The organism is Kitasatospora sp. NPDC101108 (genome assembly GCF_055584725.1).
The window spans coordinates 193,586-219,739 of the sequence record NZ_JBVJLM010000010.1; the positions used below are offsets into that span (position 1 = coordinate 193,586).

The window sequence follows — 26,154 nt, forward strand, 5'->3', positions numbered from 1 at the left end:
TCACAATCACGCGGACACGACAGAGACGGGGCCGTGACATTGCGTCATACCCCACCTCCGGCCCACTACCAGGCACCGGCGCCCGCCGCGCGCCGACGCGCCCCTGTCGGATGTCAGGGACCACAACCGGGTCCGCATTCCTACGCTGACAAGCACCGGGTCCGGCCCTCGCGGCCGGACCGCCGCGAACAGCAAGGGAGAACCAACCATGCGCAGGATCACCCGTGCCCTGGCCGCCCTCGGGGTGGCGGCCGCCGCGATGACCGCCGTGGGCACCGGCAGCGCCGGAGCCGCCGACGGCTCGTGGGCGGGCTGCCCGTACGGCGCCGTGTGCCTCTACCCGCAGGACCAGAACCCCGCCTCCTCCCCCAGCGCCGTGTACTGGAGCTACGGCGCCCACAACCTGAGCGGCCAGTACGGCAACCACTGGGTGCTCAACAACCAGTCCGGCGGCGCCCACGCCCACCTGTGCCAGAGCTACGGCGGCGGCAACTGCGTGTACGACATCCCCGCCCAGAACGGCGTCTACTACGACCTGGGACCCATCAACTCCATCACCCTCGACCGCCCCTGACCGCACGCCACCCTGCCGAGGGGTGCCCGCCGTAACAGGGGAACGGCGGGCACCCCCACCCCCGACCCGCCCACGGACGTGGTCAGTGACGCGATCACGACCGTGGCGAGGTGCGTCGGTGTCCTGGGGTACGTCCCGGTCCAGGGCCGGGGGCAACGGGGCGCCCGTGCAGAGCGGCGCGCCGCGCTCACCCGATCGCAGGAGCCATCACCGGCCACCCCGGCTCCGGGCCGGTGGCAGCATGGCGCCCCATGGACTACCAGCAGTGCGCCGACCACCTGGCCGGGCTGTACCGGATCACGCCTGCGCAACGCGACGCCAGGCGCCACAACCTGCCCCCGCTGCTGGCAGCGCTCGGCCGCCCGCAGGACGGACTGCGCGGAGCCATGGTCACCGGGACCAACGGCAAGGGCTCCACCACCGCCTTCGCCGTCGCGGCACTGTCCGCCGCCGGACACCGCGTGGGCAGCATGCCCAGCCCCCACCTGCAGGAACCGCGCGAACGAGTGCGCATCAACGGCCGGCCCATCAGCCGGGCCGAGTACACGGCCGCCTACACCCAGGTGTGGGAAGCGACCCAGCAGCACGACCTGCCGCTGTCCGTCGCCAGCATGTGCACCGCGGTCGCCGCCCTCCACTTCCGCCACGCCCGCGTGGAGCAGGTGGTCGCCGAGGCGAGCATCGGCGGCAGCCAGGCCGCCGTACGGGCACTGGGCCTGGACGTGAAGGTACTCACCGGCGTCGGCCTGGACCACACCGCCATCCTCGGCGACACCCTGGCCCAGATCGCCACCGCCAAGGCCGGTGCCGTCCACCACGGCGACCACGTCCTCCTGGGCCGCCTGCATCCCCAGGCTCAGCGCGCCGTCGAGGAAGTCCTCGCCACCCGCACCGGCCTCACCCTGTGGCAACTCGACCGCCAGATCCACTACACCAGCCACCCCACCCCCGACCCCGGCGACGGCGCGGTCCTGGACATCGCCACCCCTCACGGCGAACACCGCGCCCTGCCCTGCCCGTTGACCGGCACCCACCAGCACCACAACCTCGCCCTCGGCCTGGCCACCGCCGCCGCGCTCGCCGAACGCGGCCACGCCCGCACCCCCACCGACGAACACCTGCGCCCGGCCCTGGCCGCCACCCGCTGGCCCGGCCGCCTCGAACTGCTCACCGACGCCCGCCTCGACACCTGGCACGGCCGCGCCCTGCTCGACGGCGCCACCAACCCCCAGGGCATGGCCACCGTGGCCCCCGAGATCCAACGCCTCGCCAGGCCCGCCCCCGGCACCCGCACCCCGCCCGCCGTCGCCGTCGTGTTCGCCGCGATGCACGGCAAGGACGTGCCCGCGATGCTCGCCCCACTGCCCACCACCTGGCCGCTGGTCCTCACCCGCACCACCTCCCCCGACGCCGCCGACCCCCACGCCCTGCACGCCCAACTACCGCCCGCCCGATGCGCACACGCCCTCACCGCACCCGACACCGTCAGCGCGCTGCGCCGGGCAGCGGCCCTGGTGGGCCAGGGCGGACTGATCGTGGTCCTGGGCTCCCTGCGACTGATCGGCGAGAGCCGCACCGCCTTCGGCCTACCCCCGGCCTGAAGCCGCCCGGGCCCCGCCACCGCCGGCGTCACCGCGCCCCAACCAGGTGAAGGCGCTTCGGTGTTACGGGGCCCGGGCGAGGCGCAGGCCGCCCGGGTGGCACGCGAGCCTGGGGTCGGATCGGCCCGGAGGAGGCGACACACCGGGCAAAGTCGCCGCCACGGCGGCAGCCGGTGATAACCCAGGCCCCTCGCGCCGGCCGTCGCAGCCATGCGCCCAGGCCTCCAGGTCGATCCCGCCGATGGCCCGCGTCCGGACCCGGCCGTCCGCCGACCACCCTGATCACGTCCCGATCGCGCCCAGCAGGACCCGTTGGACCCGCAGGCCGTGACCGTCCTCGTGGGCGACGACATAGAACCCGGCGAAACAGGCCGCCCCTGGCGCCGAAGCGGGTGGACAGCCCGTCGAAGAAGCCGAGACCGACGCAGGCCCTCCGGTCACCTGGGCAGCAGAACCGGCCGGGGATCAGATCTTCCCGGAGAAGGTGTCGCACTGGGCGAGGTCGCCGCCGCGGTAGCCGGTGGTGAACCAGGCCTTGCGCTGATCGGCGGAGCCGTGGGTCCAGGCCTCCGGGTTGATCCTGCCGGTGGCCTGCTTCTGGATCCGGTCGTCGCCGACGGCCGCGGCCGCGTCCAGGCCCTGGGCGATGTCCTGGTCGGTCAGCGTGGCGAGCAGGGGACGGCCGGTGGAGGCCTGCGGGGTGGTGGTGGCGTGGTGGGCCCACACTCCGGCGTAGCAGTCGGCTTGCAGCTCCAGGCGCACCGAGGCACTGTTGGCGCCCTGGCGGTCGCTGCCGACCTTCTGCATGGTGCCCAGCAGGGTCTGCAGGTGGTGGCCGTACTCGTGGGCGACGACGTAGGACTCGGCGAACGGGCCGCCCTTGGCGCCGAAGCGGGTGGACAGTTCGTCGAAGAAGCCGAGGTCGAAGTAGGCCTTCTGGTCGCCGGGGCAGTAGAACGGGCCCACCGCCGAGGTCGCCGGGCCGCAGGCGGTGGAGACCCGGTCGGTGAACAGCACCGTCTGGGCGGGCCGGTAGGGCGTCTTGGTACGGCGCGGCAGCTCTGCGCTCCAGAACTCCTGGAGGCTGTTGGTGACGGCGGTGATCCGGCAGTCCTGACGCTTGTTGGCATCGGCGCCCGTCTTGCAGGACTGCTGCACCTGCCCGTCGGTGCGCGCCCCGGAGGACGTGCCGCCGCCGGAGGACAGGCCCAGCAGCTGGGGGTCGACCCCGAGGACGGCCGCCAGCAGCACCGCGAGCAGGCCGACCGCCCCGCCCCCGATGGCAACCTTCCCGCCCGGGATGCCGCGCCGGTCGTCCACCTGCGAGGTGTCCAGTTCCCCCTGGTCGTCGAACTGCATGCCCCTGCCCTGCCCGCTTCCCGTCGTCCCGCCGACGCGCCGGAGTGCCGGTGCGCCGGAGTTGTCGATATGTTCGCGTTGTCGATGTCTAGCTTCGCCGCTTTGGTGGCGTTTCATGCCGCCCGCGGCCCGCCCAGCCTACGGGCAGCGGCCCCTGACGCGCCGCAGCCGCCGTGTCACACCGGGCAGCCCCCGGGCCCGCCGCACATGCCCTACGGGCCGACATCGACCACCCTCGGCAACTCCGGACGGAAGGCGGCCCGGGCGCCCGCGGCAGCGGCGTGCGCCAGCAACAGCCGGCCCAGCCCAGCCCACCCGAGGCCTACACCTCGCACAACGCCTCATACCCGGCCAGGTGATACAGGTGGTCCCGCTCGCCCTCACTCAGCCGCAAGAGCCCTGGCCAGCGCCGCCGACAGCTCCGCCTCCCTCCGTCTCGGGGGTGCGACGCCAGGCCCCGGAGGCCAGGCCGACGTCGGCGGGGGACACCGGCGGGCACGGGAGCGAACGCATGGCGCGCAGCATGGCGCGAGCCGGGACGCGCAGCCAGGGACCGGCGGTGCCTGGCGGGCGCTCGTGGTCTAGGGTCGTCACCCGTGCCTGACTTCTCGTCACCCTCCTCGCCCGCGCCCGCGCCTTCCCACCTGGCCGCCACCGCCGAGGCCTACGACGCCGTCGCCGAGCTCTACGCCGACTTCGTCAAGGACGGCCTGGCCCAACTGCCGCTGGACCGCTCCTTCGTCGCCGCCTTCGCCGACCTGGTGCGCACCGCCGGCCCCGCCCCGGTGGCCGACCTGGGCTGCGGCCCCGGCTACCTGACCGCCGCCCTGCGGGAGGCAGGCCTCGACGCCTTCGGCATCGACCTGTCGCCCGCGCTCATCGCCATCGCCCGCCGCACCTACCCGGGCGTGCGCTTCGAGGTCGGTTCGATGGCCGCCCTGCAGACGGCCGACGGCACGCTGGGCGGCGTGGTGTCCTGGTACTCGCTCATCCACACCCCGCCCGAGCAACTGCCCGCCCACCTCGCCGAGTTCCGCCGCGTCCTGACCCGGGGCGGATACGCGCTGCTGGGCTTCTTCGAGTCCGAGGGCGACCCGGTCACCCCCTTCGACCACAAGGTGACCACCGCCTACCGCTGGCCCCTGGACACCCTCGCCACCCTCGCCACCGAAGCCGGCTTCACCGAAACCGCCCGCATGCTGCGCCAACCCGGCGACAACGAACGCTTCCGCCGCGGCCACCTCCTCCTGCGCGCCGCCTGAGAACCGCTGACAGAATGCGTGTTCCGGCGAACTCGTGCCAGGTGGCGCCGAAACCTCACAGGTTCGACCTGCGTGCGGCCCGGAAGTCTTGGTACTCGTCGCAGACGACACCAGCGTTGATCCAGCGTTGGGGGTCCGCGGCTAGTTCGTGCTCGGCCAGCTGCAGGGCTTCCTCGGGAGTGGGCAGGACGGCGACCTCCCGGCCCCACGCCTCCTCGTCGGGGTCCAGGGGCGGGAACTCGGTGATGTCGAGGAAGGTGTCGGTGCCGACGTCCTCGACATCGCTCAGATAGATGGTGACGCCCGTGCGGCCGGGGCTGATGGCGATCCAGCGGAGTCCGTGCCGGCCGTCGGTCTCGGTGGCGCCGAGGAACTGCTCGATCTGCTTTCCGCGCCGGAGGGCACCGAGGGCGAAGGCGGGGGTGAGGTGCCGCATGTCAGTTCCTTTGCTGGTGCTGGTCGGGCAGGCGTCCCGGGTCGACGTGGTCGGCGAGGTAGATCATGACGCCTTCGGGGTCGCCGAGGGCCGCGGCGACGAGTTTGGGGTCGAGGGTGTTTGCAGGTGACAGTCAGCCTTCCTCTCTCGCCGCCGACCGACTGGATCGAGGATCACCGTGCGCGCCTTGAGAACGTGCGGCGGGTGCTCGCAGGCTGACATCCCGGCCCGGTGTTCGGGTTCCCGCCCAACGATCTCCGCCGACCACCGCACTCCTTCCGCGGCTACAGGGCTGCCGTTGGCGGCGCCGGCTGACTCGGGGAGCTTTGGAGTGATCCAACCATGTCGAAGATCATTCGTCAGGAATTCCCAAGGGGCTTGCTGAGGCCCTGCTTGGTCCGGCCCGGTCAATCGCTCAGGAGGACCTCGTGCCGGAGGCAGCGCCGTTGCGCGACGCCGGGATCACGGTCGGCGATGAATACGAAGAAGTCCCTCAGACATGACCAGCGTTCGACGCTGTCCTCGGAGTTCACGATCCCGAGGATCCAGTACCAGCGCCAGGCCGTATCGACATAGGCGCTGATCGACGAGTTGATGAACCGGTCGCTCGGACGCCAGCTGGTCAGCGGGACCTGCCCCGACGGGATCGCCGCCGCCACTTCGACGTCGGCCAGAGGCCGAGACCGTAGTAACGGGGCATGTTCGCCATGGTTCCGGCATCGCTCAGGACGTCCGGCAGTTGCCAGGGCGAGTCGGCCGGCCAGGCCGTGGGGCGTGGCGGCGGCGATCGCGGCTCGGAAGGCGGCCGAGCGTCCGTCGATCAGCCGCAGCAGATCGGGGACGTCCGGGTTCTTTCGCACCCCGGCTGTCCATCACCGTCGGGCGGCGCGGACCAGCGGGTGGCCCGGAAGACCGGCGGTCCCGGCCCTCCCCCGGTGGAGAGGGGGAGGGCCGGAGCGCGGCTCAGCCGGCCGGCGCCGGGGCCGGGGCGTAGCCGGCGGGGCTGGTGGTGAAGGTGCCGCGGCCCTGGGTGCGGCTGCGCAGGCGGCCCGCGTAGCCGAACAGTTCGGCCAGCGGCACCAGCGCGCTGACCCGGGCCGTGCCGCCGTGGCCGTCGTGGCTGCCGTAGCCGCTGTGGCCGGTCGTGGTGGTGGCCTGGACGGTGGCCCGGCGGGCGGCCAGGTCCCCCAGGACGGCGCCGAGGGCGTCCTCGGGCACGGTGACGGTCACCTCCGCGAGCGGTTCCAGCAGGTGCAGCCGGCAGGCGCGCAGCGCTTCGCGCAGGCCCAGGCGGGCGGCGGTGCGGAAGGCGAGTTCGGAGGAGTCCTTGGGGTGGGTGGCACCGTCGGTGAGGGTGACGGCGAGGCCGGTGACGGGGTGGCCGCCGAGCGGGCCCTCGGTGAGGGCGTCGCGGCAGCCGGCTTCGACGGCCTGGACGTATTCGCGCGGTACGCGTCCGCCGGTGACGGTGGAGGTGAAGGTGAAGCCGTCGGCGGCGGGCGCCAGGTCGAGGACGAGGTGGGCGAACTGGCCGGCGCCGCCGTCCTGTTTGGCGTGGCGGTGGGTGAAGCCGGTGACGCCTTCGACGAGGGCTTCGCGCAGGGCGACCTGGGGCCGTCCGACCACGGCCTCGACGCCGGTGTCGCGGCGTACCTTCTCCACGGCGACCTCCAGGTGGAGTTCGCCCAGTCCGGACAGGGTGCGCTGGCCGGTGTCGGGGTCGGTGGCCAGGCGCAGCGACGGGTCCTCCTCGGCGAGGCGGGCGAGGGCGGCGGTGAGTTTGTCGGTGTCGGCGGCGCGGCGGGCTTCGACGGCGACGGTGACGACGGGTTCGGCGCTCACGGGTGCCTCCAGCAGGACGGGGTGGTCGGGGTCGCACAGGGTGGCGCCGACCCGGGCGGTCTTGGGGCCGATGACGGCGACGATGTCGCCGGCCAGGGCGTGGTCGATCTCGGTGTGGCGCTCGGCCATCACGCGCAGGATGCGGGCGATGCGCTCGGTGCGGCCGGTGGCGGTGTCGAGGACGGTGTCGCCCTTGCGCAGGGTGCCGGTGTACAACCGCAGGTAGGTGAGGCGGCCGGTGGGTGCCGCGGTGACCTTGAACGCCAGTGCGGCCAGGGGTTGTTGGGGGTCGGCGCCATCCCGCCCGTCGCGGTCGGCGCCGCGCTGCCGGTCCCGGTCGCCGGAGGGTGCGGGCACGGTGTCCAGGGGTGAGGGCAGGTAGGCGACGGCGGCGTCGAGCAGGGGTTCGATGCCGCGGTTGCGGTAGGCGGAGCCGCCCAGGACGACCACGGCCTCGCCGCTGCGGGTGAGCCGGCGCAGGGCGGCGGTGAGGGTGGCGGGGGCGAGGGCGCCGTGGGTGCAGTACTCCTCCAGGGCAGGGGGATCGACTTCGGCCACCGCCTCGTCCAGGGCGTGGCGGCGGGCGGCGGCCCGCTCGGCGAGGTGGGCGGGGACGGGGCCCTCGGTGAGGGTGCCGTCCTCGTCCCAGGTGAGGGCGCGGTGGTGGACGAGGTCGACGACGCCGGTGAAGGCCTCCTCGGCGCCGATGGGCAGGTGGACGGCCAGCGGGTGGGGGTGCAGGCGCTCCCTGATGGAGGCGACGGCGGCGTCGAGGTCGGCGCCGGGGCGGTCGAGCTTGTTGATGAAGGCGATGCGGGGCACGCCGTGGCGTTCGGCCTGGCGCCACACCGACTCGCTCTGCGGCTCGACGCCGGCGACGGCGTCGAACACGGCGACGGCGCCGTCCAGGACCCGCAGGGACCGTTCGACCTCGTCGGCGAAGTCGACGTGGCCGGGGGTGTCGATGAGGTTGATCCGGTGTCCGGCCCAGGCGCAGCTGACGGCGGCGGCGAAGATGGTGATGCCGCGGTCGCGTTCCTGGGGGTCAAAATCGGTCACGGTGGTGCCGGTGTGGACTTCGCCGCGCTTGTGGGTGGCGCCGGTGAGGTAGAGGATCCGTTCGGTGACGGTGGTCTTGCCGGCGTCGACGTGGGCGAGGATGCCGAGGTTGCGGACCGCGGCGATGCTGCTGTTCGTCGCGCCGGCGGTGGTGGTGCTGCTGGTGGTGCTGCTGGTGGTGGTGTCGGTGCGCATGGCCCGGTTGCCTTTCAAGGCGGTGTCTGCGGGATTGGGCGCGCGATTGAGTCAGTGCCGCTCGTGTCGTGACGGAGCGTCAGATCAGATGCCGGAAAGGGACCGTGCCGCGCGAAGGAACGCACCCGGACGCGCACGGACGCACCGAAGCGCGTAAGGACACGCACGGACGCGGGGCGCGGGTGGGCGGACGGTCAGGCGGTGGCGGCGCTGCTCCGGTGCCGGCCGCGCAGCGGGCACCGGAAGGACGGGGACACCAGGATCACCTCGTACCGCGACGCGGGAGAGGGGGCGGCGGCGCTGTGCTCGGGCATGGCCGCTGCACCCCCTCTCTCCGTGTGTGCTCTCGTGTGCCGGTACGGTCGTTGGCGCGTCCGCACCCCCTGGGGTTGCGGCCGCGTGGCGAGTGTAGGCGGCCCGGAACCGGCGGGGCCAAGGGTTTTACGGTTCCTGCGCGCCCTTGGGGCCGTACGGTGGGCGGAAGCGCAGCACGGCCTGCGTCCAGCCGTCGTCGGCGTGCACCGCGCCGCCCGGGTCGACATCCAGGGCCGCGTCCAGGGCGGCGCCGACAGCGCGTTCCTCGTAGCCGAAGTGGGACTCCATGACGGCCGCCAGGCCGTCGAGTTCGCGACCGATCGCCTCCAGGGCGGCCCCGTCCTGCCCGGCGGCCTGGCCGGCGAGGTCGCGGACCCGGGTGAGGATGGCGGCGATGAAGCCGTGGTCCTCGACGAGTTTGGCGACGGTGGGTGCGAGATCGGGTCGTTCGCGCAGCAGGGCGGTGAACATCCCCTCGTCCTCGCCCTGATGATGGTTCGTCAGGGCGGCGCAGAAGGCGAGGCAGTGGGCGGTCAGGGAGTCACCGCCGGCGGCCGGGCCGCGGCCCAGGGCGGAGCGGACGCCTGCCAGGCGGCGACGCAGTTCGTTGTGCGCTTGGGAGAGTTGGAGGCTGAGGGCGGCCGTACGGCCGGTACTGGGGGAGGCCACGTGCGGGCGGTCCCTTCGTTCGGGCACCTCCATGCCTGGCGCGGTCCGCCACCGACACGCGATGCCGGCGCCCATCCGATCACGGCACGCGCCGACCGGACAAGCCCACGCCCCGGCCCCTGCCCGCGGCCGGCGCGCCGGCTGCGGTGTCGGCGCCGGCTGCGGCCTCGGTGCCGGTGCCGGTGCCGGTGCAGGCCTCGGCACCGGTTCGGGTGCGGGGCCGTCCGAGCAGGATCCCGGCGGCCACCAAGGCCAGTCCCAGCCCCTGGCGCGGCCCCAGTTCGTCGCCGTCCAGCGCGGTGCCCAGCAGCACGCCGGTGAGCGGGTTGAGCAGTCCGAGCAGGCCGACGGTGCCGGCCGGCAGGTGCCGCAGTCCGGTGAACCAGCAGGCGAAGGCGAGGGCGGTGGCGGCCAGGGTGACGTAGCCGAAGGCGAGCAGGGTGGGGCCGTGCAGCGGCGGCGGCGCGCCCTCGGCGCCGGCGGCCAGCGGCAGCAGCACCAGGCCGCCGGCGGTCAGCTGCCAGGCGGTGGCGGCGAGCGGGTCGGCACCCTCGCGCCAACGGGCGGCGAGCACATAGCCGACGGAGGAGACCAGCATCGCGCCCACGGAGGCCGCCAGCCCGGCCCGGTCGGCGGCGCCGCCCGACCCGAGGACGGTCAGCGCCACCCCGGCCAGGCCCACCACCGCCCCCACCAGGTGGGCGCGGTGCGGGTGCTGCCCGGCCAGCACCCAGGCGGTCAGCAGCATGGCCAGCGGGGAGGCGGCCATGACGGTGGCAGCGGTACTGGTGGGCAACAGCTGGGAGGCGAGGTAGAGCAGGACGAAGAACACGGCGGTGTTGAGCAGTCCGAGCAGGGCGCTGCGCCACCACCAGGGGCCGCGGGGGCGGCGGCGGACGAGGGCGAGCAGCAGCAGTCCGGCGGGCAGGGCGCGCAGGGCGGCGCCCCACAGGGGGTGGTCGGCGGGCAGGTAGGCGTGGGTGACCCAGTAGTTGGCGCCCCAGGCGATCGGGGCGAGGGCGGTCAGCAGCACCCACCGCACATTGGCTTCCATGGAAGACATTATAGCTTCCCCGGAAGCTACCGGGGGTAGGATGGCGCCATGGAGCACCAGCACCAGCAGCACCCGGACGACGACGGCGACCACATCGCGCTCATCCAGGCCGCGTGGCACCGAGAGCGTCCCGACCTCGACGTCTCCCCCCAGGCCGTGATCGGGCGCCTGCACCGCCTCGCCGCCCGCCTGACCGCCGAACTCACCCTCGTCTACCAGCGCTACGGGCTGAGCGAGGGCGAGTTCGACGTGCTCGCCGCCCTGCGCCGCGCCGGCGCCCCCTACGAACGCGCCCCCGGGGAACTCGCCGCGCACACCATGGTCACCACCGGCGCGATGACCAAGCGGATCGACCGCCTGGAACACGCCGGCCTGGTCACCCGCCGCACCGCCGAGGATGACCGGCGCGGGCGCGTGGTCGCCCTCACCGACGCCGGACTGCGCCTGATCGACGAGGCGTTCACCGCCCACATGCGCAACGAGCACCGCCTGATCTCCCACCTGGACCCCGGCGAGGCCGCCGCCCTGGAGGAACTGCTCACCGCCTGGCACCGGCGCCTGGAGGGGTCCGGGCCCAGCACGATGTGACGCCTGGACACCCCTCCTCCACCCGGCCGCGACCACGGTTCCAGCAGCGGCCCCGAGCGTCCCGACGAGCCCGCTCCGCCGGGATGGGAGAACCCGGCGGAGCGGGCCGACCGGCGCCTGGTGGAACTGCTGCAGGAGCTGCGGGCGCTGCGGTGCTGTGGACCGGCGTGCAGATCGTGTTCGCGTTCCTGCTCGGCGTCGCCCTTCACCCCGCGCTTCGCCGAACTCCCCGACGCCCAGCAGGGCATCTACGTCGCCACCCTGCTGCTGACCGTCCTGGCCGCCGCCGTCCCAGCCACCCCCCCCGTCGCCCTGCACCGCGGCCTCTTCCACCACCCCGCCCGGACCGTACCCCCTGTCACCACCGCCCGCCCCTGAGGGCTCACGGGCAGGCGGCGGTGGCGGGGACCGGGCCTTGGGCCGGCTGCGGGGCGCCGGGGGCCGGGCCGGGAAGCCGCCGCGACCGCGGGCGCCTCCCCCACTCCTTCCGACGCAGCCGGTGCCCCGGACGGATGACCGCCCGCCATTAATGTGACCGTATGCACACCGACCACCGCCCCTGGGACGTCCTGCTGATCGGCGGCGCCTCCGGCGTCGGCAAGAGCCGCGCCGCCGGCCGCCTGGCCGCCGTGCACGGCGCGTTCACCGTGGAGTTCGACGATGTCGTCGCCGCCCTGCAGGCCGCCACCACGCCGGCCACCCACCCCGGCCTGCACCACTTCACCACCGCCCGTGCCCAGGTCCTGGACACCGAACGGGTGTTGGAACTGCAGATCGCCACCGCCCACGCCCTGGACGAGGCCCTGCTCGGCGTCGTGCGCAACCGCCTGAGCGTCGACGTGCCCGCCGTCGTCGAGGGCGACTACCTCACCCCTCGCGCCGCCGCCCGCGCCGCCGCCGAGGCCTCCGCACACGGCCGGCGCCTGGCCGCGGTGTTCCTCCACGAAGGCGAGGCGGCCCGCATCAGCGCCAACTACGCCCGGCGCGAACCGCAGGCCGGCGCGCAGAGCGAGCGCGCCGCCGTCAGCGCCCGTTACTCCCACTGGCTCGCCGCCCAGGCCCGCGCCCACCACCTGCCGGTGGTCGACTGCCTGCCCTACGACACCCTGTCGCAGCGCCTGGCCGCCGCCTGGGCCTGAACCGCCGCCCGGGCAGCCGGCGCCTGCGGCCGTACCGCCCGCTACGAGGCGAAGGCGTCCCCGAGGTCCGGGATCAGCCCGGTGCCGGCGCTGAGCGTCCCTGCGTACGGCCCGGGGCGGCGCGGGTTTCGGGTACAAAGGGCCCGACAGGCGGTGCACGCGGGCAGTGCGCGCGGACGGTGCACGCGGACGGTCAACGCGGGCAGTCACGCGGGCGGGTCGGACGGGAGACGAGCGGTGCTGATCGTGGTGAGCGGCGGGCCGGGCAGCGGGAAGACGACACTGGCGCACGCGCTCGCCGACGCCGTCGGCTGCCCCGCCGTGTGCCGCGACGAGATCAAGGAGGGCCTGCTGCACGCCGGCACCCGCTCCCCCGCCCCTGACGAGGCGGTGCGCGACGCCTTCTTCGAAGTGCTGGACGTGCTGGTCCGCGCCGGGGTGAGCGTGGTCGCCGAGGCCGCCTACCAGGACCGGGTCTGGCGCCCGCGACTGGAGCCGCTGGCCGCCCGCACCGAACTGCGGGTGGTGCACTGCCGGGTGGACCCGGCCCTGGCCCGGCGCCGCATCGCCGAGCGCCTGGCCACCGGCCGCCACCGCGCCGCCCACGCCGACCGCGCCCTGCTCGCCGCCCCGCCCAGCGCGGGCAACCTGCTGGACGACTTCACCCCGCCGGCCATGGCGGGCGCACCGCGGCTGTGCGTGGACACCACCGACGGCTACGACCCCCCGCTGACGGACATCGCCGCCTTCGCCCGCCGCTGATCGCCGCTGACCCTCGCTCAACGCCACTCGACGCCGCTCGACGCCGCAAACCCGGTCGCGGCGTGTGCCGCCGGGCGTGCGAGGATCCCGGCATGCAACTGGTCACCGACGGAAGCACCCCGGTCCCGCGGTTCGTGATGGTCGACGAACTCGGGGCGGACTTCGGCTACTTCTGCGAACTGGCCGAGCCGCTGTTCCTCGCACCGGGCGACCGGATCCTGTTCAACGGCATGCGAGCGACCCTCACGGTCACCCGCGTCGACGGCGCGACATCCTCCCCGTCCGCCCGCTGGAGTGTGCGCTGCGGCCGCGGCCCGCGGATCTGATCTGACCCGGAGATCGCGCGAGCGCCGCGCTGAGCGGCGGTGTCAGCGGCGCACCCAGGGCATGGCCAGCGCGGCCGTCCGGCCGTCCCACCGCTCGGCCGTCCAGCCTCCAGCGCGCCAGTACGCGAAGCCGCTCAGGCCCTCCCCGGCGCTGCGCCGCGGGCTGGTGACTCCCCACTCGCCGTTGAAGTTCACCGCACCGTACAGGTCGATGAACGCCCGGTAGTCCGACGGAAGTTGGACGCCGAGCTCGGCAGGTGCGAGCTCCCAGGGCACCCGGGCCGGGGTGTAGGCCGGCTCCCCCATGATCGCGCGCAGCCGCTCGAACTCCGCCGTGGCCATGTGCCGCCCCTGTCGTTCCGTCTTCCAGCTGCCGGACGGGCCCCACCGTAGACGAACCCACCGACAGACGCGTCCCGGTCGGCCGGGGCCGCGGTCCTGCCGTACGGTGCCGGTGCCCTTGCGGCCGGCGCCGGTGGCTACCTCTCCGCGGTGCCCGTCGCTGCCTCTCGGTGCGGTCGGTGACCGTCGGTCTGGCGGTGGTCGTAGTCGGCGCGGGCGGCCAGCACGTGGGGCATGTGGGCTTCCGCCCAGGTCTTGATCGAGCGCACGAGCGGCAGCAGGCCGTGGCCGAGCGGGGTGAGGGCGTAGTCGACGCGGGCGGGGACGCTGGGGGTGACGGTGCGGTGCAGCAGGCCGTCGCGTTCCAGGGTGCGCAGGGTCTGGGTGAGCATCTTCTCGCTGACCCCGGCCAGGCGCTTTCTCAGGTCGCTGTAGCGCTGCGGTCCGTCGGCGAGGGCGTTGACGACGAGGGTGACCCACTTGTCGCCGATGCGGTCGAGGAGTTGACGGGCCGGGCACTCGGCGAGGTAGGCGTCGTAGCCGGCCCGTTCGGCGGCGCGGCGCTGGGCGGCGGTCATGGTGGGCATCGGCCTGCTCCTCTCCTCGGGGTCGGTTACGCACCTTGGGGTGCGTCCTTCCCATTGGAGAGCAACTCTCCCTAGGTTGGGCGGTGTTCGCAAGGGTTTCTGTTGACGAAGGAGTGGAGTGCGATGCGCGCGGTGGTGGTGCGGGACTTCGGCGGGCCCGAGGCGCTGGAGCTGGTGGAGGTGGAACGGCCGGTGGCGGGCCCGGGACGGGTGCGGGTGCGGGTGGAGGCCGCGGGGGTGAACCCGGTGGACGCCCTGACCCGCTCGGGTGCGCTGGCCGGGGCGGGGCTGATGGGCCGGCGGGAGGTGACGGGCATCGGCTGGGACGTGGCCGGGGTGGTGGACGCCGTCGGGCCGGGGGTCGCGGACTTCGCGCCGGGCCAGCGGGTGGTGGGGCTGCGGGACCGCCTGGACGTGGACCTGGGCGGGTACGCGGAGTTCGTGGTGCTGGACGCGCAGGCGCTGGCGCCGGCCCCGGCGGGCGTGGACCCGGCGCTGGCGGCGACGCTGCCCCTGAACGGCCTGACCGCGCTGCAGGCCCTGGACCTTCTGGAACTGCCCGCCGGTGCCACCGTGCTGGTGACAGGCGCGGCGGGGGCGGTGGGCGGCTTCGCGGTCGAGCTGGCGGCACTGCGCGGGCTGCGGGTGGTGGCGCTGGCCGCCGAGGAGGACGAGGAACTGGTGCGGGGACTGGGTGCGCGCTGGTTCGTGCCGCGTACGGTGCCCGATGTGGCCGCAGCCGTAAGGGAGTTGGTGCCCGGTGGGGTGGACGGCGCGGTGGACGCGGCCCGGCTGGGGGTGGCGGCGCTCGGTGCGGTGCGCGGGCGCGGGGCGTTCGCGGCGCTCGCCGGCGGCAGCGAGCCGGTGGGGCTGCGCGGCATCCGGGTGGTGAACGTGTGGGTGAGCGCCGACGGGCCGGCGCTGGCGCGGCTGTCGGCGCTGGCGGCCGACGGCCGGCTGACCCTGCGCGTGGCCGACACCCTGCCGCTCCAGGACGCGGCGCGGGCGCACGAGCACCTGGCCCGCGGCGGGTTGCGGGGACGGCTGGTGCTGGTGCCCTGAGCAGGCCTCCCCGCGGGCGCGCCGTCGCGCTCAGCAGCCGTCGCATTCAGCGGGCCGTCGCCGCCTCGCGCAGACGCTTCTTGTCCGGCTTGCCGACGGACGTCAGCGGGATGGCGTTCACCTGGTGCAGGGCCTCGGGGGCGTACCGTAGCCGCTCACCAGCACCGGACCGAACACCTTCAGGGCCTCGCGGATGCGGGTCGGGGAGGCCGCGCAGCCGCCGTAGGAGACGCGGCGCAGGCTGGACAGGTCGGTGCGGCCGACGGCCGGGTGGTCGAGGAGTTGGTAGAGCAGCGGGGGCAGGACCCGCGGTGCCGCCGGCCCGCCGGGCGGCCGGGAAAAGCCGTGGTGCGGTCGCGGCGGCTTGGGCACACTGTGCCGGATGATCACCGACTACTGGCCGCTGGCGGGCCTGCGCGTCACCACGCCCCGCCTGGAACTGCGCCTGCCCACCCAGGACGAGCTCGGCGAGGTCGCGGACCTCGCGGCGTGCGGCGTCCACCTGCCGGCCGAACGCCCCTTCCTCACCCCGTGGGGAGAGTTGCCGCCCGCCGAACGCGCCCGCCACGTCCTCCAGATGCACTGGCGCCGGATGGGGCGCTGGACGGCGCAGCGCTGGGCGCTGCCCCTGGTGGCCTTCCACCAGGGGCAGCCGGTGGGCGTGCAGGACATGCGGGCCGAGGAGTTCGCGGTGCGGCGCGAGATCACCTCCGGTTCCTGGATCGGCCTGGAGCACCAGGGCCGGGGACTGGGCACCGAGATGCGTGCCGCGATGCTCCATCTCGCCTTCGCGGAACTGGACGCGGTGTCGGCGACGTCGCTGTCCTTCGCCGACAACCACTCCTCTCTCGCCGTCTCCCGCAAACTCGGCTACCGCCCGGACGGCATCAGCCGCGACGTCCTGGACGGACGCGTGGTGGAGACCCAGCGCCTGCGCCTGTCCCGCGACCACTGGCAGGGCCCGCCCGTCCCGGTCACCGTCACCGGCCTCACCCCCGCCTGCCGCACCGTCTTCGGAGCCACTCCCACCCCGCCCGAATAACTCCCACAAAAACCCAACACCCACCCCCCGCGCCGATCGGCCTGCCACCCGCAACCGGCCCATCGGAACGACGGGTCGGCCAGCCCGACCTCCCATACGCACGCTCCTGGGAGCAGCGCGCCCCGCCCCAGGGCCACCGATGCTCCCGTGCGTAGGAAGTCGGACCCGCCGACTTCCTAGGCACGGGCCCCGAATTCTCTTGTGCAGCAGTGGACTTCTCGCACGTCGGAGCCCTGGAGGGGGCGCCAAGACGGGACGAAGCCCTCCGGTGGTACGAGCAGTGCCGTCCGCACGAAGTGCGGCACCCGTTCCTTGCTGCCGCAGTGCCGTAACCTCTGGTTCGTGGCCAGGACATGGGCGGATTCGTGGGAAGCGGAATGGGCGGGCGAGGGGTGCGCCAAGTGTGCACAGGGTCGCCCGGACGAGGACGAGTGGGGCGTCCGCTGGTACGCCGATTCGTTCGCCGACGCGTATCTGCTGAAGCGGCCTGCGAGCCCGGGGTACAGCGTGGTGGTGTTCCGGGGTCGGCACGTGCCCGATCCCGCACTGTTCACCGACGCGGAGGTCACGGGCTACTGGTCCGCGGTTAGGACTGTCGGCGCTGCGATCCATCGCGTCTACGCGCCCGCGCAGATCAACTACCAGTGCATGAACAACTCCGTGGCCCACGTGCACACCCACGTCCTGCCACGCTACGTGGACGACTCAGGACCGCGCACCATGCTCCCGGACCAGGCATTCGCCGGCGCCCGCTCGCTGGCCCCGGCCGAGCTGCTGGCGCAGCTGGGCCGCCTGAAGGCAGCACTGCGGTAGGGTCCCGCGAGCACGCCGCCGATGAGTCGCCTTCACGCACCGCATTTCGTCAGGCGTTCTCAGCCTCAGTCCTGCAGCCGCTGGAGCAGGTCGGAGTCGCCCTCCATCCGCAGCGAGCCGGCCGGGATGCGCATGTACATGAGCAGGGCCATCTCGCTCGCCGTGCCGTAGACGGCGGCGGTGGGCTTGCTCTCGGCGGCCTCCGCCGCGGTGAGGCGGGTGAAGCGGGAACCGGCGGCGTCCACCGTCTGGCGCCAGGAGCCGGCCTCGGCTGCGTGGTAGTCCATGGTGGCGGGCTCGCCCGGCCACGGGACCGTGACGGTGCAGACGGTGGCGAGGAACTCCTCGATGGCGTCGACCGCCTCGGTCGTCGGCAGCTCCTGCGGGGCACCGGAGGCCAGCTGGGCGTCGTAGGTGTGGATCAGCGACTCCGGGACGCGGCGGCGGGCCACGGCGGCCACCGTGTGCGGCGAGGCCAGCGGCTCCCACCAGGCCCAGCAGCCCCGGTCCGGGCCGGCCTCGCGCAGAGCGGTGAGCAGTTGCTCCGTAGAGTCGGCCAGCCAGGTGATGAGGGCCTCGCGCTCCCTGGGCGCCGCCAGCCCGTCCTTGCTCGGCCGCTCGTCGCCCGGCGCGGTGTTCAGCGCTATGTAGGCCCAGAAGCGGTCACCCTCACTGAGGTGGTTCGCGAGGTCGTACAGCGTCCAGCCCGGGCAGGAGGGGACGTCCGCGTCGAGGCTGGGGGCCGCGGCGACGGCGGCGCGGAACGCGGCGGACCGCTCGTCAATCATCCGCAGCAGGGTGGAGAAGTGGAGATGTTCAGTCACGCAGAACTTGTATCACCGGGACTGGGACGCTCGCACTCGATTAAGACTGACCTGCAATTGGGTCACTTGAGGGGGCGTGTGGTGGGGCCGCACGCGGAGCGCGACGAGTGCGGCAGCTGAGGAAGGAGGTCCTGCTCGCAGGATGAGCTCTGGTGCCGTGCGATAGATTGCGGGCGACACGAGAGAAGAACTCGCATGGACTCCCGCATCCCGCGGTTGCGACGCAAACTGGCACGCATCCCCTACGCGCCCACCCGAAGCCACTCCTTCGGGGAGGAGCGGCACGAGTTCCGTCTCGGCCCTCGTCTCACCGAAAAACAGACGTACGCCTTTGAGGCCGACCACGACGTGGAACTTCCGCAGCCCTATCGGGACTTCCTCACCAACATGGGCGGCAGCGGCGCGTCTCCGTACTACGGACTGATCCCGTTGGAGGACTGCAAGCTCTTCACGATGAACTCCCGAGACGCCGGCTCGGGCCCGCGAGGATTCAGCCGGGCCTGCCGTGCCACCCGCCGTGGTGACCTGTTCCTGCACGTCGTCGAGTGCGGCTGCAGCGATCTCGCCCTGATATGCCTGACCGGACCGCTCACCGGGCGCATGCTCATCGGCAACGCAGACGGCTTCTGGGGTCCGAACGTCTCATCGGCCCCGAACTTCCTCGCCTGGTACGAACGATGGCTCGATCACATGGCTGCCGGACAGGACAACCGGGCCCTGGCTCTCACCTCACCCCGGCTCCCCACCCGTCCCGTTCGCCGGCGGATCGCTCACTCGGTGTGGCCGCATCACAGAAGTTGACCGTGCAGGAAGTCGGGGCCGCCGACTTCCTGGGCGGATGCGGCGGCGGGGCGGGGGCTTGCCTGGTGGGGGTGAGCGCCGGTCAGGGGGTGAGGGCGTGGGGGAGGGCGGTGAGTGAGTGGAGGACGTGGATGCCGTCGGCGACGGGGGTGTCGGTGGCGGCGCGGTCGAGCCAGAAGGCGTGGAGGCCTGCGTTACGGGCGCCTTCGGCATCGAGGGTGTACTTGTCGCCGACGTAGGCGACCTCGTGCGGGGGCAGGCCCAGGGCGGCGCAGCCGGCGTGGAAGATGCTGGGGGCGGGTTTGGCTTCGCCGTGCTGGTCGGAGCAGACGAGGGCGTCGCCGAAGTGGTCGAGCAGGCCGATGGCGCGCAGTTTGCGGCGCTGGTGGTCGGCGTCGGAATTGGAGACGATGCCGAGCCGGTAGTGGGTGGCGAGCCGGCGCAGGGCGGGTCCGGCGTCGGGGAAGGCGGCCCAGGCGGCGTCCCGGTGGGCGGCGTAGCCGGCGAACCAGGCGGCGGCCTGGTCGTCGCTGAGGTGTTCGGCCCCGTCCTGGCCGAGGCGGGCGAGGAACTGGCGGGTGCGTTCGTACTGCTGGCCGCGGAAGGTGAGTTGCCCGGCGAGGTAGCGGGCGTACTGGTCCTCCATGACATCGCGCCACAGGGTGAGTGCCGCCTGCGGGCAGGGGAGGCGCTCCAGCAGGCCGGTGTCCCGGAGGTGGGCGAGGATGCCCGCCTGCTCCGAGCGCGTGTAGTCGAACAAGGTGTCGTCGACGTCGAAGAGCACGCCCCTGATCGGCATGGACCGTCCTTTTTTCCGTTCCGGTTGCGCCGCGAATGGCCGCGCCCTGGTTGGGACCTTACGTGTCGCCGTCGCGGGCGCCGCGGGCGAGGCGGTTGGCGAGGGTGGTGACGAGGTCGCGCAGTTCCTGGGGCCGCTCGATGGCGAAGGGCCGGTCGAGTGCGGCGAGCACCGGGGGAAGCCAGGTGAGGTGCTGTGCGCGCAGTTCGACGCGCAGCCAGCGCTGCTGCCCGGGTGCCCCGTCCGCCCGGGCCGGGCCGGGCTCGGTTTCCGTCAACTCGGCGACGGTGGCGGGCAGGTGGGCGCGGATGTGTTCGGGGGTGGCGTGGATGCGCAGGGTCACGCGGTGGCGGTAGTCGGCGGTGGCGAAACCGGTGATCAGGCGCTGGGCGGGGTCGGGGCCGTCCGGGCCGTCCGGGCCGGCAGGTTCCTGGAAGGTGCCGGGCAGGGTCCGGGCGTCGGTGACGCGGTCGAGCCGGAAGGTGCGTTCCTCGTCGAGGAGGGTGTCCGTGCCGGTGAGGTACCAGCGGTCCCCGTGGTTGACGATCCCGTGGGGGTGCAGGGTGCGCTCGCTGGGGCGGTTGTCGCGGTCGGTGTAGCGGATGGCGAGGGGGCGGCGGTGGCGCACCGCGTCGGCGACGGTGAGCAGCACGTCGGCGTCGGGGGTGGCGGTGGTGCCCGCACCGGTGGGCGCGGGCGGGTCGGTGTGGGCGACGGTGTCCTGGAGGGCGTCGAGGCGGCGGGCGGTGTGGCGGGGCAGGACCCGACGGATCTTCGCGGCGGCTGTCTCGTTGGCGGTGCGCTGGGCGGCGGTCAGGGCGGTGCGGCGGGCGGCGAGCAGACCGAGCAGCACGGCCAGCGCCTCGTCGTCGCCGAGCATGAGCGGGGGCAGGCGGTAGCCGGGGGCGAGGCGGTAGCCGCCGTAGCGGCCGCGCACCGATTCCACGGGCACGTCCAGCTCGATCAGGTGGTCCACGTAGCGGCGCACGGTGCGCCCCTGGACGCCGAGGCGCTCGGCGAGTTCGGCGACGGTGCGGGTGCCGCCGGACTGCAGCAGTTCCAGGAGGGTCAGCACGCGGGCGGTGGGTCGGGGCACCGGAAGAACCTACCGCGGATACCGGACCGGTTCTGTCCGGTATCGGCCCTAGCCTGCGGAACGCAAGGTTTCAGCACGCACGGCCAGGGAGATTCCATGGACTTCGTCTCGATCCGCATCATCACCGGCGACGTGGCCCGCCTCGTCGGGTTCTACGAGCGGGCGACGGGGGCGCGGGCGGTGTGGGCCACCGAGGACTTCGCGGAGCTCAGGACCGCCAGGGCGACGCTGGCGATCGCCTCCACCCGCACGGTGGCGCTGTTCGCCCCGGGCAGCGCCACGGCGGCGGACAACCGCAGTGTGATCACCGAGTTCCTGGTCGACGACGTGGACCGGGTGCACGCGGACCTGACCGGCGCCGACGCAGGTGCCGGTGCCGATGTCGGTGCCGATGTCGGCGCCGGCGCCGGTCCGGTCGACGTCGTCGCCGGGCCCGCCACGATGCCCTGGGGCAACCGCTCGCTGCTGGTCCGCGACCCCGACGGCAACCTCGTCAACTTCTTCGCGCCCGTCACCCCGGAGGCGGCCGCGCGACTGGCACGCTGACACCGCCGCGGCACCGGCGTGCGCCCCACGCCCGAGGCCCCCGGGCCTCAGGCGGTCGCGGGCGCCGATGCGAGGAGGGCGTCCAGCAGGCCGGGGAAGCGGGCGTCCAGGTCGGCGCGGCGCAGGCTGACGAAGCGATTGCGGCCCGCGACGCGGGTGGTGGTGACGCCGGCCTCGCGCAGGACCCGCATGTGGTGGGAGACGGTCGACTTGTGCAGGTGCTCCAGGCCCAGGTCGCGGGGGGCGCAGGAGTGCTCGGCGCCGTCGGCGTAGCTGAGCAGCAGGCGCATGCGCACCGGGTCGCCGAGGGCGTGCAGGACGGTGACGAGGTCGATGTCGGCGGTGGCGGGCTGGGGCAGCCGCTCCTCCCCCGTCGGCGCGGCGGTCACGGGCGGCGCGGGGGGCGCGGGCGCGGGGGTCATGGTGGCTCCGGTCCTCGGGGGTGCGGCGGCAGTGGATGGTTTGACAATCATCCACCAATCACGGATTGTTTGGCGAGCATCAAACCGTTGCATGGTCGTCCAACAATAGCCTCGGGGGGCTTTCCCGTGCCCGTACGCCTGCTCCTGCTCGCCCTGGGCACCTTCGCCATGGGCACCGACTCGATGGTGGTGGCCGGCATCCTCGGCCCGATCTCCGCCGACCTGGACGTGTCGGTGGGCGCCGCCGGCCAGCTGGTCACCGTCTTCGCGCTCGGCTACGCGCTGCTGGCCCCGCCGCTGGCCGCCGCCACCGCCCGCTGGCCGCGCCGGCGCCTGCTGCTGACCGCGCTCGCCGTCTTCAGCGCCGCCAACGCCCTCAGCGCCCTCGCGCCCGACTACGGGCTGCTGCTGGCCACCCGGGTGCTGGCCGCGGCCGGCGCCGCCCTCTACACCCCCACCGCCAACGCGGTCGCCACCACCCTGGTCGCCCCCGAGCGGCGCGGCCGGGCGATCGCCACCGTGCTCGGCGGCATGACGGTCGCCACCGCGCTGGGCGTGCCGCTGGGCACCTGGGTCGGACGCGCCGACTGGCGGCTGACGATGTGGCTGGTCACCGCGCTGGGCCTGGCCGCGTTCGCCGGACTCGCCGCCCTGCTGCGCGGCCTGCCCGCCCCCGCCGCCGCCGCGACCCTCGGCGCCCGCCTCGCCCCGCTCGCCCAGCGCCGGGTACTCGGCGCGGGTGCCACCACCCTCGCCTTCTTCCTCGCCTTCCAGAGCGTCTACATCTACCTGGCCACCGCCGTTCACGGCGCCACCGGCGGCGACGCCGACCGGCTGAGCCTGGTCCTGTTCACCGCCGGCGTGATGTCGGTGGCCGGCAGTTGGCTGGGCGGACGCCTGGTCGACCGCGCCGGGGTGCGCAGGGTGCTGCTGGCCGGCTCCGCCGTCGCCGCGTGCGCCTTCGCCGCGCTGCCGTGGCTGGGACGCAGCATGCCCGGGGCGCTGGCGTACTCGGTGGTGGTGCCGCTGGCCGGGTGGGCGGTGTCGGTGGCGCTGCCGCACCGGCTGGCCTCGATCGACCCGGTCAACGCGCCGCTGCTGATCTCGCTGAACAGCAGCGCCCTGTACCTGGGGACGGCGGCGGGCGGGGTGGCGGGGTCGGCGGCGATCGCGGTGCTGGGCGAGCGATGGTTCCCGCTGGCGGCGGCGGTGCTGGCACTGGCGGCGTGCGCGATCGCCGCAGCCACCACCCGCGACCAGCGCGCACACACCCCGGCCCCGGGCACCCCGGCCCCGGGCACCCCGACCCCGGCAGGCGCAGCGGCCCCGGCAGGCGCAGCTGCGGTGGCGCACGGCCGGGAAGCCGTGCAGGGCTGAGGAACAGGCCTTCGCCGGTGACGGGCCGTCGTCCGTGCCCCAGCGGCGGGGACCGCGGCGGGACCGCGCCGGTGCGGGCTCCGGGGGCCGCCCTGCCTCCCGGGCGGCCACGGTCCGTGCGCGGCCGGAGTACTGCCCCGGCCCGTACGGCCAACCGCCAACGCCCGGTGCCCCGCCCGCCCCCTTTCCGAGGGGCGGGTGGGGCACCGGGCGGGTGCGCGTCAGGCCCCGAGGACCTCGCCGACCAGCGTGCGGGCCTCCTGCTGCACCCGCGCCAGGTGGTCGTCGCCCAGGAACGATTCGGCGTAGATCTTGTACACGTCCTCGGTGCCCGAGGGCCGGGCGGCGAACCAGGCGTTGTCGGTGCACACCTTCAGGCCGCCGATGGCCGCCCCGTTGCCGGGCGCGTGGGAGAGCACCGCGGTGATCTTCTCCCCCGCCAGCTCCCCGGCCGTGACCTGCTCGGGCGACAGCCGGGCCAGGCGGGCCTTCTGCTCGCGGTCGGCGGGGGCGTCCACCCGGGCGTAGGCGGGGGCGCCGTGACGCTCGGTCAGGTCGCGGTAGTAGGCGCTGGGCGTGGTACCGGTGACGGCGGTGATCTCCGAGGCGAGCAGGGCCAGCAGGATGCCGTCCTTGTCGGTGCTCCACACCCCGCCGTCGCGGCGCAGGAAGGAGGCGCCGGCGCTCTCCTCGCCGCCGAAGGCGATCGAGCCCTCCAGCAGGCCCTCGACGAACCACTTGAAGCCGACCGGGACCTCCACCAGGGTGCGGCGCAGGTCGGCGGCGACGCGGTCCAGCATCGAGGAGGAGACCAGGGTCTTGCCCACCGCCGCGTCGCCGGGCCACTCGGCGCGGTGGCGGTAGAGGTAGTCGACGGCCACCGCCAGGTAGTGGTTGGGGTTCATCAGGCCGCCGTCGGGGGTGACGATGCCGTGCCGGTCGGCGTCCGCGTCGTTGCCGGTGGCGATGGCGTACTCGTCCTTGCGGCCAATGAGGGAGGCCATCGCGGCCGGGGAGGAGCAGTCCATGCGGATCTTGCCGTCCCAGTCCAGCGTCATGAACCGCCAGGTCGGGTCGGTGACCGGGTTGACCACCGTCAGGTCCAGGCGGTGGGTCTCGGCGATGCGTCCCCAGTAGGCCACCGACGCCCCGCCGAGCGGGTCCGCGCCGATGCGCAGCCCCGACGCCCGGACCGCGTCCAGGTCCACCACCGAGGGCAGGTCCTCCACGTAGGCGCCCAGGAAGTCGTGGCGCCCGGTGGTGGCCGCGGCCAGCGCCCGCGCGTACGGCACCTTCCTGACCCCGCGCAGGCCCTCGCGGATCAGCTCGTTGGCGCGGTCCTGGATCCAGCCGGTGGCCTCGGAACCGGCCGGGCCGCCGCTGGGCGGGTTGTACTTGAAGCCGCCGTCACGCGGCGGGTTGTGCGAGGGCGTCACCACGATGCCGTCGGCCAGTGCCCGCGGACTGCGCCGGTTGTGGGCCAGGATCGCGTGGGAGACCGCCGGCGTGGGCGTGTAGCCGTCGGCGGCGTCGATCAGCACCTCCACGCCGTTGGCGGCCAGCACCTCCAGCGCGGTCGCCTTCGCCGGCTCGGACAGGGCGTGGGTGTCCGCGCCCAGGAACAGCGGGCCCGCCACCCCCTGCCCAGCCCGGTACTCGCAGATCGCCTGCGTGGTCGCCGCGATGTGGTCCTCGTTGAACGCCGCGTCCAGCGAGGAACCCCGGTGCCCCGAGGTCCCGAACGCCACCCGCTGCGCCACCTCCTGCGGATCCGGGCGCAGCGCGTAGTACGCCGTCACCAGCCGTGCCACGTCCACCAGATCCCCGGGCTGCGCCGGCTGCCCGGCCCGTGCGTGTGCCATCCGTCCACTCCCGCCGAAATGCCGAAATCCCGAAACACGCGTTACGTCCTCGCCCCGCGCTCACCGATCGTAGCCAGAACACGACCGTGCCCCGAACCGCATCAGCGGGTTCGGGCCACTCGGGGCGCACCGCGCCCGGGCCGACGACGCCCCTCCCGCCCGGACGGGCGACGGCCGTTCGGCTCAGGCGGGCAGCTGCTGGCGGTGGGCCTCCAGCACCGGGGCGGTGACGGTGGCCAGGAACTCCGTCACCCGGTACTCGGTCAGCCCCAGCCGCACGAACGGGTCGGTGGCCACCAGTTCCTCGATGTGGGCCCGGTCCTCCCCCACGGCCAGGATCACGCCGCCGTCGCGCGGCACCTTGCGCCCCGAGGCCAGGAACGTGCCCGCCTCGTAGTGGCCGTTGAGCCACTGCACGTGCTGCGGCAGCGCTTCGTCGATCCGCTCCAGCGGGGCGGTGTAGGTCAGCTCCAGGATGAACATGGCGTCAGGCTAGTTCCCCGGGACGGGACGGGGCGAGGCCCACCAGGTCGCCGGTGCCGCGACGGTGTAGCCCAGCGACTCGTACAGCGGCCGGCCCAGCTTGGAGGCGGTGAGGGTGGCGGGCAGGCCGGCCAGGCCTGCGAGGGAGGCGAGCATGACGGCACGGCCGGCGCCGCGCGAGCGCAGGAGCGGGCTGGTGCCGACCCAGTAGTGGCTGGCGAAGCCGTCCTGCACGAGCCTGACGCAGGCTCCCGCGGCCACACCGTCGTGCCGGGCGAGGAACACGTCCACGCCGGGCTGCTCGATCAGTGCCGCGGGGAACAGCTCGCCGGGGCGGTGGGGCTCGAAGGCGGCCAGCTCGAAGCCCGCGATGACGATCCGCTCGGCCTCCCGAAGGTCCTCGGGCCGCCGCACTCGCACCACCTCCAGCGCCGGCTCACCGACGGGCGCGGGCGGGCGCAGCATCACGGGCATCTGCCAGTCGCGCATGCCCAGGTGGCTCAGGTCAGTGGTGCTGTACGGGTCCTCGGCGTTGACGGGGCCCGCGGCCCGGCGTACGAGATCGCCCAGCTCGGCGAGGTCGTCCTGGTCCAGGTCGGGCTCCTGGATCAGGACCCGCAGGCCGGCGCGCTCGTCGCCGTCGACGGCGACGAAACCTCGGCGCCGGATCACCCGGTGCCCGCGGCTTCGGCCGACCGCGCTCCAGAACGCGGCGGAGTTACGGGCCTGACGCATCGGCGCCTCGGCCAGGGCCCCCGCCGAGGGAACAGAAGCAGGGGCAGGAGCAGGGGCAGCGACGGCGGGGGTCTGGGCCGTGGGGGTCGTGGGGGCCGTTGCGGCGGTGGTGGGGGCGGGGCGGTCGGTCGCGGTGGATCCCGTTGTCATGGTGCCCACCGTAGTGCCGAATTGACCGAACG

The 26,154-nt window shown here is 74.0% G+C and carries 31 protein-coding genes and 1 pseudogene; 16 read left to right on the forward strand and 16 right to left on the reverse strand.

Going from position 1 to position 26,154, the window contains the following annotated elements; all coding sequences use genetic code 11:
• The first annotated feature begins 208 nt into the window (after positions 1-208).
• Entirely contained in the window at positions 209-574 is a 366-nt protein-coding gene (locus ACZ6Z8_RS22690; protein ID WP_465611875.1) for a hypothetical protein, read from the forward strand.
• A gap of 251 nt (positions 575-825) precedes the next feature.
• The gene (locus ACZ6Z8_RS22695; protein ID WP_465611876.1) at positions 826-2,175 is read left to right on the forward strand and encodes a bifunctional folylpolyglutamate synthase/dihydrofolate synthase; all 1,350 of its coding nucleotides are present in this window, start codon (positions 826-828) and stop codon (positions 2,173-2,175) included.
• Positions 2,176-2,640: 465 nt separating this feature from the next.
• Here ACZ6Z8_RS22695 and ypfJ read toward each other — a convergent pair whose 3' ends face one another.
• Entirely contained in the window at positions 2,641-3,534 is an 894-nt protein-coding gene (gene ypfJ, locus ACZ6Z8_RS22700) for a KPN_02809 family neutral zinc metallopeptidase (protein WP_465611877.1), read from the reverse strand.
• Positions 3,535-4,130: 596 nt separating this feature from the next.
• On the opposite strand from ypfJ, the gene ACZ6Z8_RS22705 reads away from it, so the two are divergent.
• On the forward strand, positions 4,131-4,796 hold the full coding sequence (locus tag ACZ6Z8_RS22705; RefSeq protein WP_465611878.1) for a class I SAM-dependent methyltransferase: 666 nt from the start codon (positions 4,131-4,133) through the stop codon (positions 4,794-4,796).
• A 55-nt stretch (positions 4,797-4,851) separates the two neighbouring features.
• Here ACZ6Z8_RS22705 and ACZ6Z8_RS22710 read toward each other — a convergent pair whose 3' ends face one another.
• Positions 4,852-5,232, reverse strand: coding sequence for a hypothetical protein (locus tag ACZ6Z8_RS22710; protein WP_465611879.1), 381 nt, complete (start codon positions 5,230-5,232; stop codon positions 4,852-4,854).
• Between ACZ6Z8_RS22710 and ACZ6Z8_RS22715 the strand changes: the two genes are divergently transcribed.
• Together ACZ6Z8_RS22715 and ACZ6Z8_RS22720 are read left to right on the forward strand one after the other, a co-directional pair.
• Positions 5,231-5,362 (forward strand): hypothetical protein, encoded by a 132-nt coding sequence (locus ACZ6Z8_RS22715; protein WP_465611880.1) that lies wholly within the window; start codon positions 5,231-5,233, stop codon positions 5,360-5,362. The two genes, ACZ6Z8_RS22710 and ACZ6Z8_RS22715, sit on opposite strands and share 2 nt — an antisense overlap.
• The gene (locus tag ACZ6Z8_RS22720) at positions 5,359-5,451 is read left to right on the forward strand and encodes a hypothetical protein (RefSeq protein WP_465611881.1); all 93 of its coding nucleotides are present in this window, start codon (positions 5,359-5,361) and stop codon (positions 5,449-5,451) included. Before ACZ6Z8_RS22715 ends, ACZ6Z8_RS22720 begins: the two co-directional genes overlap by 4 nt.
• 188 nt (positions 5,452-5,639) lie before the next feature.
• On the opposite strand, the gene ACZ6Z8_RS22725 is transcribed toward ACZ6Z8_RS22720, so the two are convergent.
• The 4 genes from ACZ6Z8_RS22725 to ACZ6Z8_RS22740 form a co-directional block, all read right to left on the reverse strand.
• Entirely contained in the window at positions 5,640-6,092 is a 453-nt protein-coding gene (locus tag ACZ6Z8_RS22725; protein WP_465611882.1) for a hypothetical protein, read from the reverse strand.
• A 103-nt stretch (positions 6,093-6,195) separates the two neighbouring features.
• On the reverse strand, positions 6,196-8,328 hold the full coding sequence (gene fusA, locus ACZ6Z8_RS22730; RefSeq protein ID WP_465611883.1) for an elongation factor G: 2,133 nt from the start codon (positions 8,326-8,328) through the stop codon (positions 6,196-6,198).
• Positions 8,329-8,769: 441 nt separating this feature from the next.
• Complete coding sequence (locus ACZ6Z8_RS22735) at positions 8,770-9,312, reverse strand: hemerythrin domain-containing protein (protein ID WP_465611884.1); 543 nt, start codon at positions 9,310-9,312, stop codon at positions 8,770-8,772.
• Positions 9,313-9,391: 79 nt separating this feature from the next.
• Positions 9,392-10,366 carry a DMT family transporter gene (locus ACZ6Z8_RS22740; RefSeq protein ID WP_465611885.1) on the reverse strand — a complete coding sequence of 325 codons (975 nt, stop codon included), beginning with the start codon at positions 10,364-10,366 and terminating at the stop codon, positions 9,392-9,394.
• A gap of 48 nt (positions 10,367-10,414) precedes the next feature.
• Here ACZ6Z8_RS22740 and ACZ6Z8_RS22745 point away from each other — a divergent pair, with 48 nt between their 5' ends.
• The 5 genes from ACZ6Z8_RS22745 (at position 10,415) to ACZ6Z8_RS22765 (ending at position 13,181) form a co-directional block, all read left to right on the forward strand.
• Positions 10,415-10,954 (forward strand): MarR family winged helix-turn-helix transcriptional regulator, encoded by a 540-nt coding sequence (locus ACZ6Z8_RS22745; RefSeq protein ID WP_465611886.1) that lies wholly within the window; start codon positions 10,415-10,417, stop codon positions 10,952-10,954.
• Between the two features lie 3 nt (positions 10,955-10,957).
• The gene (locus ACZ6Z8_RS22750; protein WP_465611981.1) at positions 10,958-11,332 is read left to right on the forward strand and encodes a DUF6328 family protein; all 375 of its coding nucleotides are present in this window, start codon (positions 10,958-10,960) and stop codon (positions 11,330-11,332) included.
• A gap of 161 nt (positions 11,333-11,493) precedes the next feature.
• Positions 11,494-12,093: an AAA family ATPase gene (locus tag ACZ6Z8_RS22755; protein ID WP_465611887.1), complete on the forward strand. Its 600-nt coding sequence runs from the start codon at positions 11,494-11,496 to the stop codon at positions 12,091-12,093.
• Between the two features lie 237 nt (positions 12,094-12,330).
• Positions 12,331-12,855 (forward strand): P-loop nucleotide/nucleoside kinase family protein, encoded by a 525-nt coding sequence (locus ACZ6Z8_RS22760; RefSeq protein WP_465611888.1) that lies wholly within the window; start codon positions 12,331-12,333, stop codon positions 12,853-12,855.
• 92 nt (positions 12,856-12,947) lie between these two features.
• Complete coding sequence (locus tag ACZ6Z8_RS22765; RefSeq protein ID WP_465611889.1) at positions 12,948-13,181, forward strand: hypothetical protein; 234 nt, start codon at positions 12,948-12,950, stop codon at positions 13,179-13,181.
• Between the two features lie 42 nt (positions 13,182-13,223).
• Here ACZ6Z8_RS22765 and ACZ6Z8_RS22770 read toward each other — a convergent pair whose 3' ends face one another.
• Both ACZ6Z8_RS22770 and ACZ6Z8_RS22775 read right to left on the reverse strand, forming a co-directional pair.
• Positions 13,224-13,523 carry a hypothetical protein gene (locus tag ACZ6Z8_RS22770; protein ID WP_465611890.1) on the reverse strand — a complete coding sequence of 100 codons (300 nt, stop codon included), beginning with the start codon at positions 13,521-13,523 and terminating at the stop codon, positions 13,224-13,226.
• A gap of 137 nt (positions 13,524-13,660) precedes the next feature.
• Positions 13,661-14,110, reverse strand: coding sequence for a winged helix-turn-helix transcriptional regulator (locus ACZ6Z8_RS22775; RefSeq protein ID WP_465611891.1), 450 nt, complete (start codon positions 14,108-14,110; stop codon positions 13,661-13,663).
• 123 nt (positions 14,111-14,233) lie between these two features.
• On the opposite strand from ACZ6Z8_RS22775, the gene ACZ6Z8_RS22780 reads away from it, so the two are divergent.
• Entirely contained in the window at positions 14,234-15,172 is a 939-nt protein-coding gene (locus ACZ6Z8_RS22780) for an NADP-dependent oxidoreductase (RefSeq protein ID WP_465611892.1), read from the forward strand.
• Between the two features lie 144 nt (positions 15,173-15,316).
• Here the strand turns inward: ACZ6Z8_RS22780 and ACZ6Z8_RS22785 are convergent.
• Positions 15,317-15,478, reverse strand: a pseudogene (locus ACZ6Z8_RS22785) (AMP-binding protein); the annotation flags it as partial.
• Between the two features lie 76 nt (positions 15,479-15,554).
• Here ACZ6Z8_RS22785 and ACZ6Z8_RS22790 point away from each other — a divergent pair.
• Positions 15,555-16,214 (forward strand): GNAT family N-acetyltransferase, encoded by a 660-nt coding sequence (locus ACZ6Z8_RS22790; RefSeq protein WP_465611893.1) that lies wholly within the window; start codon positions 15,555-15,557, stop codon positions 16,212-16,214.
• Positions 16,215-16,556: 342 nt separating this feature from the next.
• Positions 16,557-17,027, forward strand: a complete 471-nt coding sequence (locus ACZ6Z8_RS22795; protein WP_465611894.1) for an HIT family protein — start codon at positions 16,557-16,559, stop codon at positions 17,025-17,027.
• A gap of 65 nt (positions 17,028-17,092) precedes the next feature.
• On the opposite strand, the gene ACZ6Z8_RS22800 is transcribed toward ACZ6Z8_RS22795, so the two are convergent.
• A complete protein-coding gene (locus ACZ6Z8_RS22800; protein WP_465611895.1) occupies positions 17,093-17,851 on the reverse strand; it encodes a maleylpyruvate isomerase family mycothiol-dependent enzyme in 759 nt (252 codons plus the stop codon).
• Positions 17,852-18,046: 195 nt separating this feature from the next.
• On the opposite strand from ACZ6Z8_RS22800, the gene ACZ6Z8_RS22805 reads away from it, so the two are divergent.
• Positions 18,047-18,652: an SMI1/KNR4 family protein gene (locus ACZ6Z8_RS22805; RefSeq protein WP_465611896.1), complete on the forward strand. Its 606-nt coding sequence runs from the start codon at positions 18,047-18,049 to the stop codon at positions 18,650-18,652.
• Between the two features lie 82 nt (positions 18,653-18,734).
• Here the strand turns inward: ACZ6Z8_RS22805 and ACZ6Z8_RS22810 are convergent, their stop codons facing one another.
• Positions 18,735-19,451 (reverse strand): HAD family hydrolase, encoded by a 717-nt coding sequence (locus ACZ6Z8_RS22810; protein ID WP_465611897.1) that lies wholly within the window; start codon positions 19,449-19,451, stop codon positions 18,735-18,737.
• Between the two features lie 58 nt (positions 19,452-19,509).
• Positions 19,510-20,547: a helix-turn-helix transcriptional regulator gene (locus ACZ6Z8_RS22815; protein ID WP_465611898.1), complete on the reverse strand. Its 1,038-nt coding sequence runs from the start codon at positions 20,545-20,547 to the stop codon at positions 19,510-19,512.
• Between the two features lie 96 nt (positions 20,548-20,643).
• Here ACZ6Z8_RS22815 and ACZ6Z8_RS22820 point away from each other — a divergent pair, with 96 nt between their 5' ends.
• Positions 20,644-21,093, forward strand: a complete 450-nt coding sequence (locus ACZ6Z8_RS22820) for a VOC family protein (RefSeq protein WP_465611899.1) — start codon at positions 20,644-20,646, stop codon at positions 21,091-21,093.
• A gap of 47 nt (positions 21,094-21,140) precedes the next feature.
• Here the strand turns inward: ACZ6Z8_RS22820 and ACZ6Z8_RS22825 are convergent, their stop codons facing one another.
• Positions 21,141-21,515 carry an ArsR/SmtB family transcription factor gene (locus ACZ6Z8_RS22825; protein WP_465611900.1) on the reverse strand — a complete coding sequence of 125 codons (375 nt, stop codon included), beginning with the start codon at positions 21,513-21,515 and terminating at the stop codon, positions 21,141-21,143.
• 126 nt (positions 21,516-21,641) lie between these two features.
• On the opposite strand from ACZ6Z8_RS22825, the gene ACZ6Z8_RS22830 reads away from it, so the two are divergent.
• Entirely contained in the window at positions 21,642-22,892 is a 1,251-nt protein-coding gene (locus ACZ6Z8_RS22830) for an MFS transporter (RefSeq protein WP_465611901.1), read from the forward strand.
• 221 nt (positions 22,893-23,113) lie between these two features.
• Here the strand turns inward: ACZ6Z8_RS22830 and pgm are convergent, their stop codons facing one another.
• The 3 genes from pgm to ACZ6Z8_RS22845 form a co-directional block, all read right to left on the reverse strand.
• The gene (gene pgm, locus ACZ6Z8_RS22835) at positions 23,114-24,754 is read right to left on the reverse strand and encodes a phosphoglucomutase (alpha-D-glucose-1,6-bisphosphate-dependent) (protein ID WP_465611902.1); all 1,641 of its coding nucleotides are present in this window, start codon (positions 24,752-24,754) and stop codon (positions 23,114-23,116) included.
• 183 nt (positions 24,755-24,937) lie between these two features.
• The gene (locus ACZ6Z8_RS22840) at positions 24,938-25,237 is read right to left on the reverse strand and encodes a YciI family protein (RefSeq protein WP_465611903.1); all 300 of its coding nucleotides are present in this window, start codon (positions 25,235-25,237) and stop codon (positions 24,938-24,940) included.
• 9 nt (positions 25,238-25,246) lie between these two features.
• Complete coding sequence (locus ACZ6Z8_RS22845; protein WP_465611904.1) at positions 25,247-26,122, reverse strand: GNAT family N-acetyltransferase; 876 nt, start codon at positions 26,120-26,122, stop codon at positions 25,247-25,249.
• Positions 26,123-26,154 lie beyond the last annotated feature (32 nt).

Bases quoted from the DNA above. Each gene is read 5' to 3' on its own strand.
- ACZ6Z8_RS22690 (WP_465611875.1), top strand. From the start codon at position 209: ATGCGCAGGATCACCCGTGCCCTGGCCGCCCTCGGGGTGGCGGCCGCC.
- ACZ6Z8_RS22695 (WP_465611876.1), top strand. From the start codon at position 826: ATGGACTACCAGCAGTGCGCCGACCACCTGGCCGGGCTGTACCGGATC.
- ypfJ (WP_465611877.1), bottom strand. From the start codon at position 3,534: ATGCAGTTCGACGACCAGGGGGAACTGGACACCTCGCAGGTGGACGAC.
- ACZ6Z8_RS22715 (WP_465611880.1), top strand. From the start codon at position 5,231: ATGTCAGTTCCTTTGCTGGTGCTGGTCGGGCAGGCGTCCCGGGTCGAC.
- ACZ6Z8_RS22710 (WP_465611879.1), bottom strand. From the start codon at position 5,232: ATGCGGCACCTCACCCCCGCCTTCGCCCTCGGTGCCCTCCGGCGCGGA.
- fusA (WP_465611883.1), bottom strand. From the start codon at position 8,328: ATGCGCACCGACACCACCACCAGCAGCACCACCAGCAGCACCACCACC.
- ACZ6Z8_RS22740 (WP_465611885.1), bottom strand. From the start codon at position 10,366: ATGGAAGCCAATGTGCGGTGGGTGCTGCTGACCGCCCTCGCCCCGATC.
- ACZ6Z8_RS22745 (WP_465611886.1), top strand. From the start codon at position 10,415: ATGGAGCACCAGCACCAGCAGCACCCGGACGACGACGGCGACCACATC.
- ACZ6Z8_RS22755 (WP_465611887.1), top strand. From the start codon at position 11,494: ATGCACACCGACCACCGCCCCTGGGACGTCCTGCTGATCGGCGGCGCC.
- ACZ6Z8_RS22765 (WP_465611889.1), top strand. From the start codon at position 12,948: ATGCAACTGGTCACCGACGGAAGCACCCCGGTCCCGCGGTTCGTGATG.
- ACZ6Z8_RS22770 (WP_465611890.1), bottom strand. From the start codon at position 13,523: ATGGCCACGGCGGAGTTCGAGCGGCTGCGCGCGATCATGGGGGAGCCG.
- ACZ6Z8_RS22775 (WP_465611891.1), bottom strand. From the start codon at position 14,110: ATGCCCACCATGACCGCCGCCCAGCGCCGCGCCGCCGAACGGGCCGGC.
- ACZ6Z8_RS22780 (WP_465611892.1), top strand. From the start codon at position 14,234: ATGCGCGCGGTGGTGGTGCGGGACTTCGGCGGGCCCGAGGCGCTGGAG.
- ACZ6Z8_RS22790 (WP_465611893.1), top strand. From the start codon at position 15,555: ATGATCACCGACTACTGGCCGCTGGCGGGCCTGCGCGTCACCACGCCC.
- ACZ6Z8_RS22805 (WP_465611896.1), top strand. From the start codon at position 18,047: ATGGACTCCCGCATCCCGCGGTTGCGACGCAAACTGGCACGCATCCCC.
- ACZ6Z8_RS22810 (WP_465611897.1), bottom strand. From the start codon at position 19,451: ATGCCGATCAGGGGCGTGCTCTTCGACGTCGACGACACCTTGTTCGAC.
- ACZ6Z8_RS22820 (WP_465611899.1), top strand. From the start codon at position 20,644: ATGGACTTCGTCTCGATCCGCATCATCACCGGCGACGTGGCCCGCCTC.
- ACZ6Z8_RS22825 (WP_465611900.1), bottom strand. From the start codon at position 21,515: ATGACCCCCGCGCCCGCGCCCCCCGCGCCGCCCGTGACCGCCGCGCCG.
- pgm (WP_465611902.1), bottom strand. From the start codon at position 24,754: ATGGCACACGCACGGGCCGGGCAGCCGGCGCAGCCCGGGGATCTGGTG.
- ACZ6Z8_RS22840 (WP_465611903.1), bottom strand. From the start codon at position 25,237: ATGTTCATCCTGGAGCTGACCTACACCGCCCCGCTGGAGCGGATCGAC.
- ACZ6Z8_RS22845 (WP_465611904.1), bottom strand. From the start codon at position 26,122: ATGACAACGGGATCCACCGCGACCGACCGCCCCGCCCCCACCACCGCC.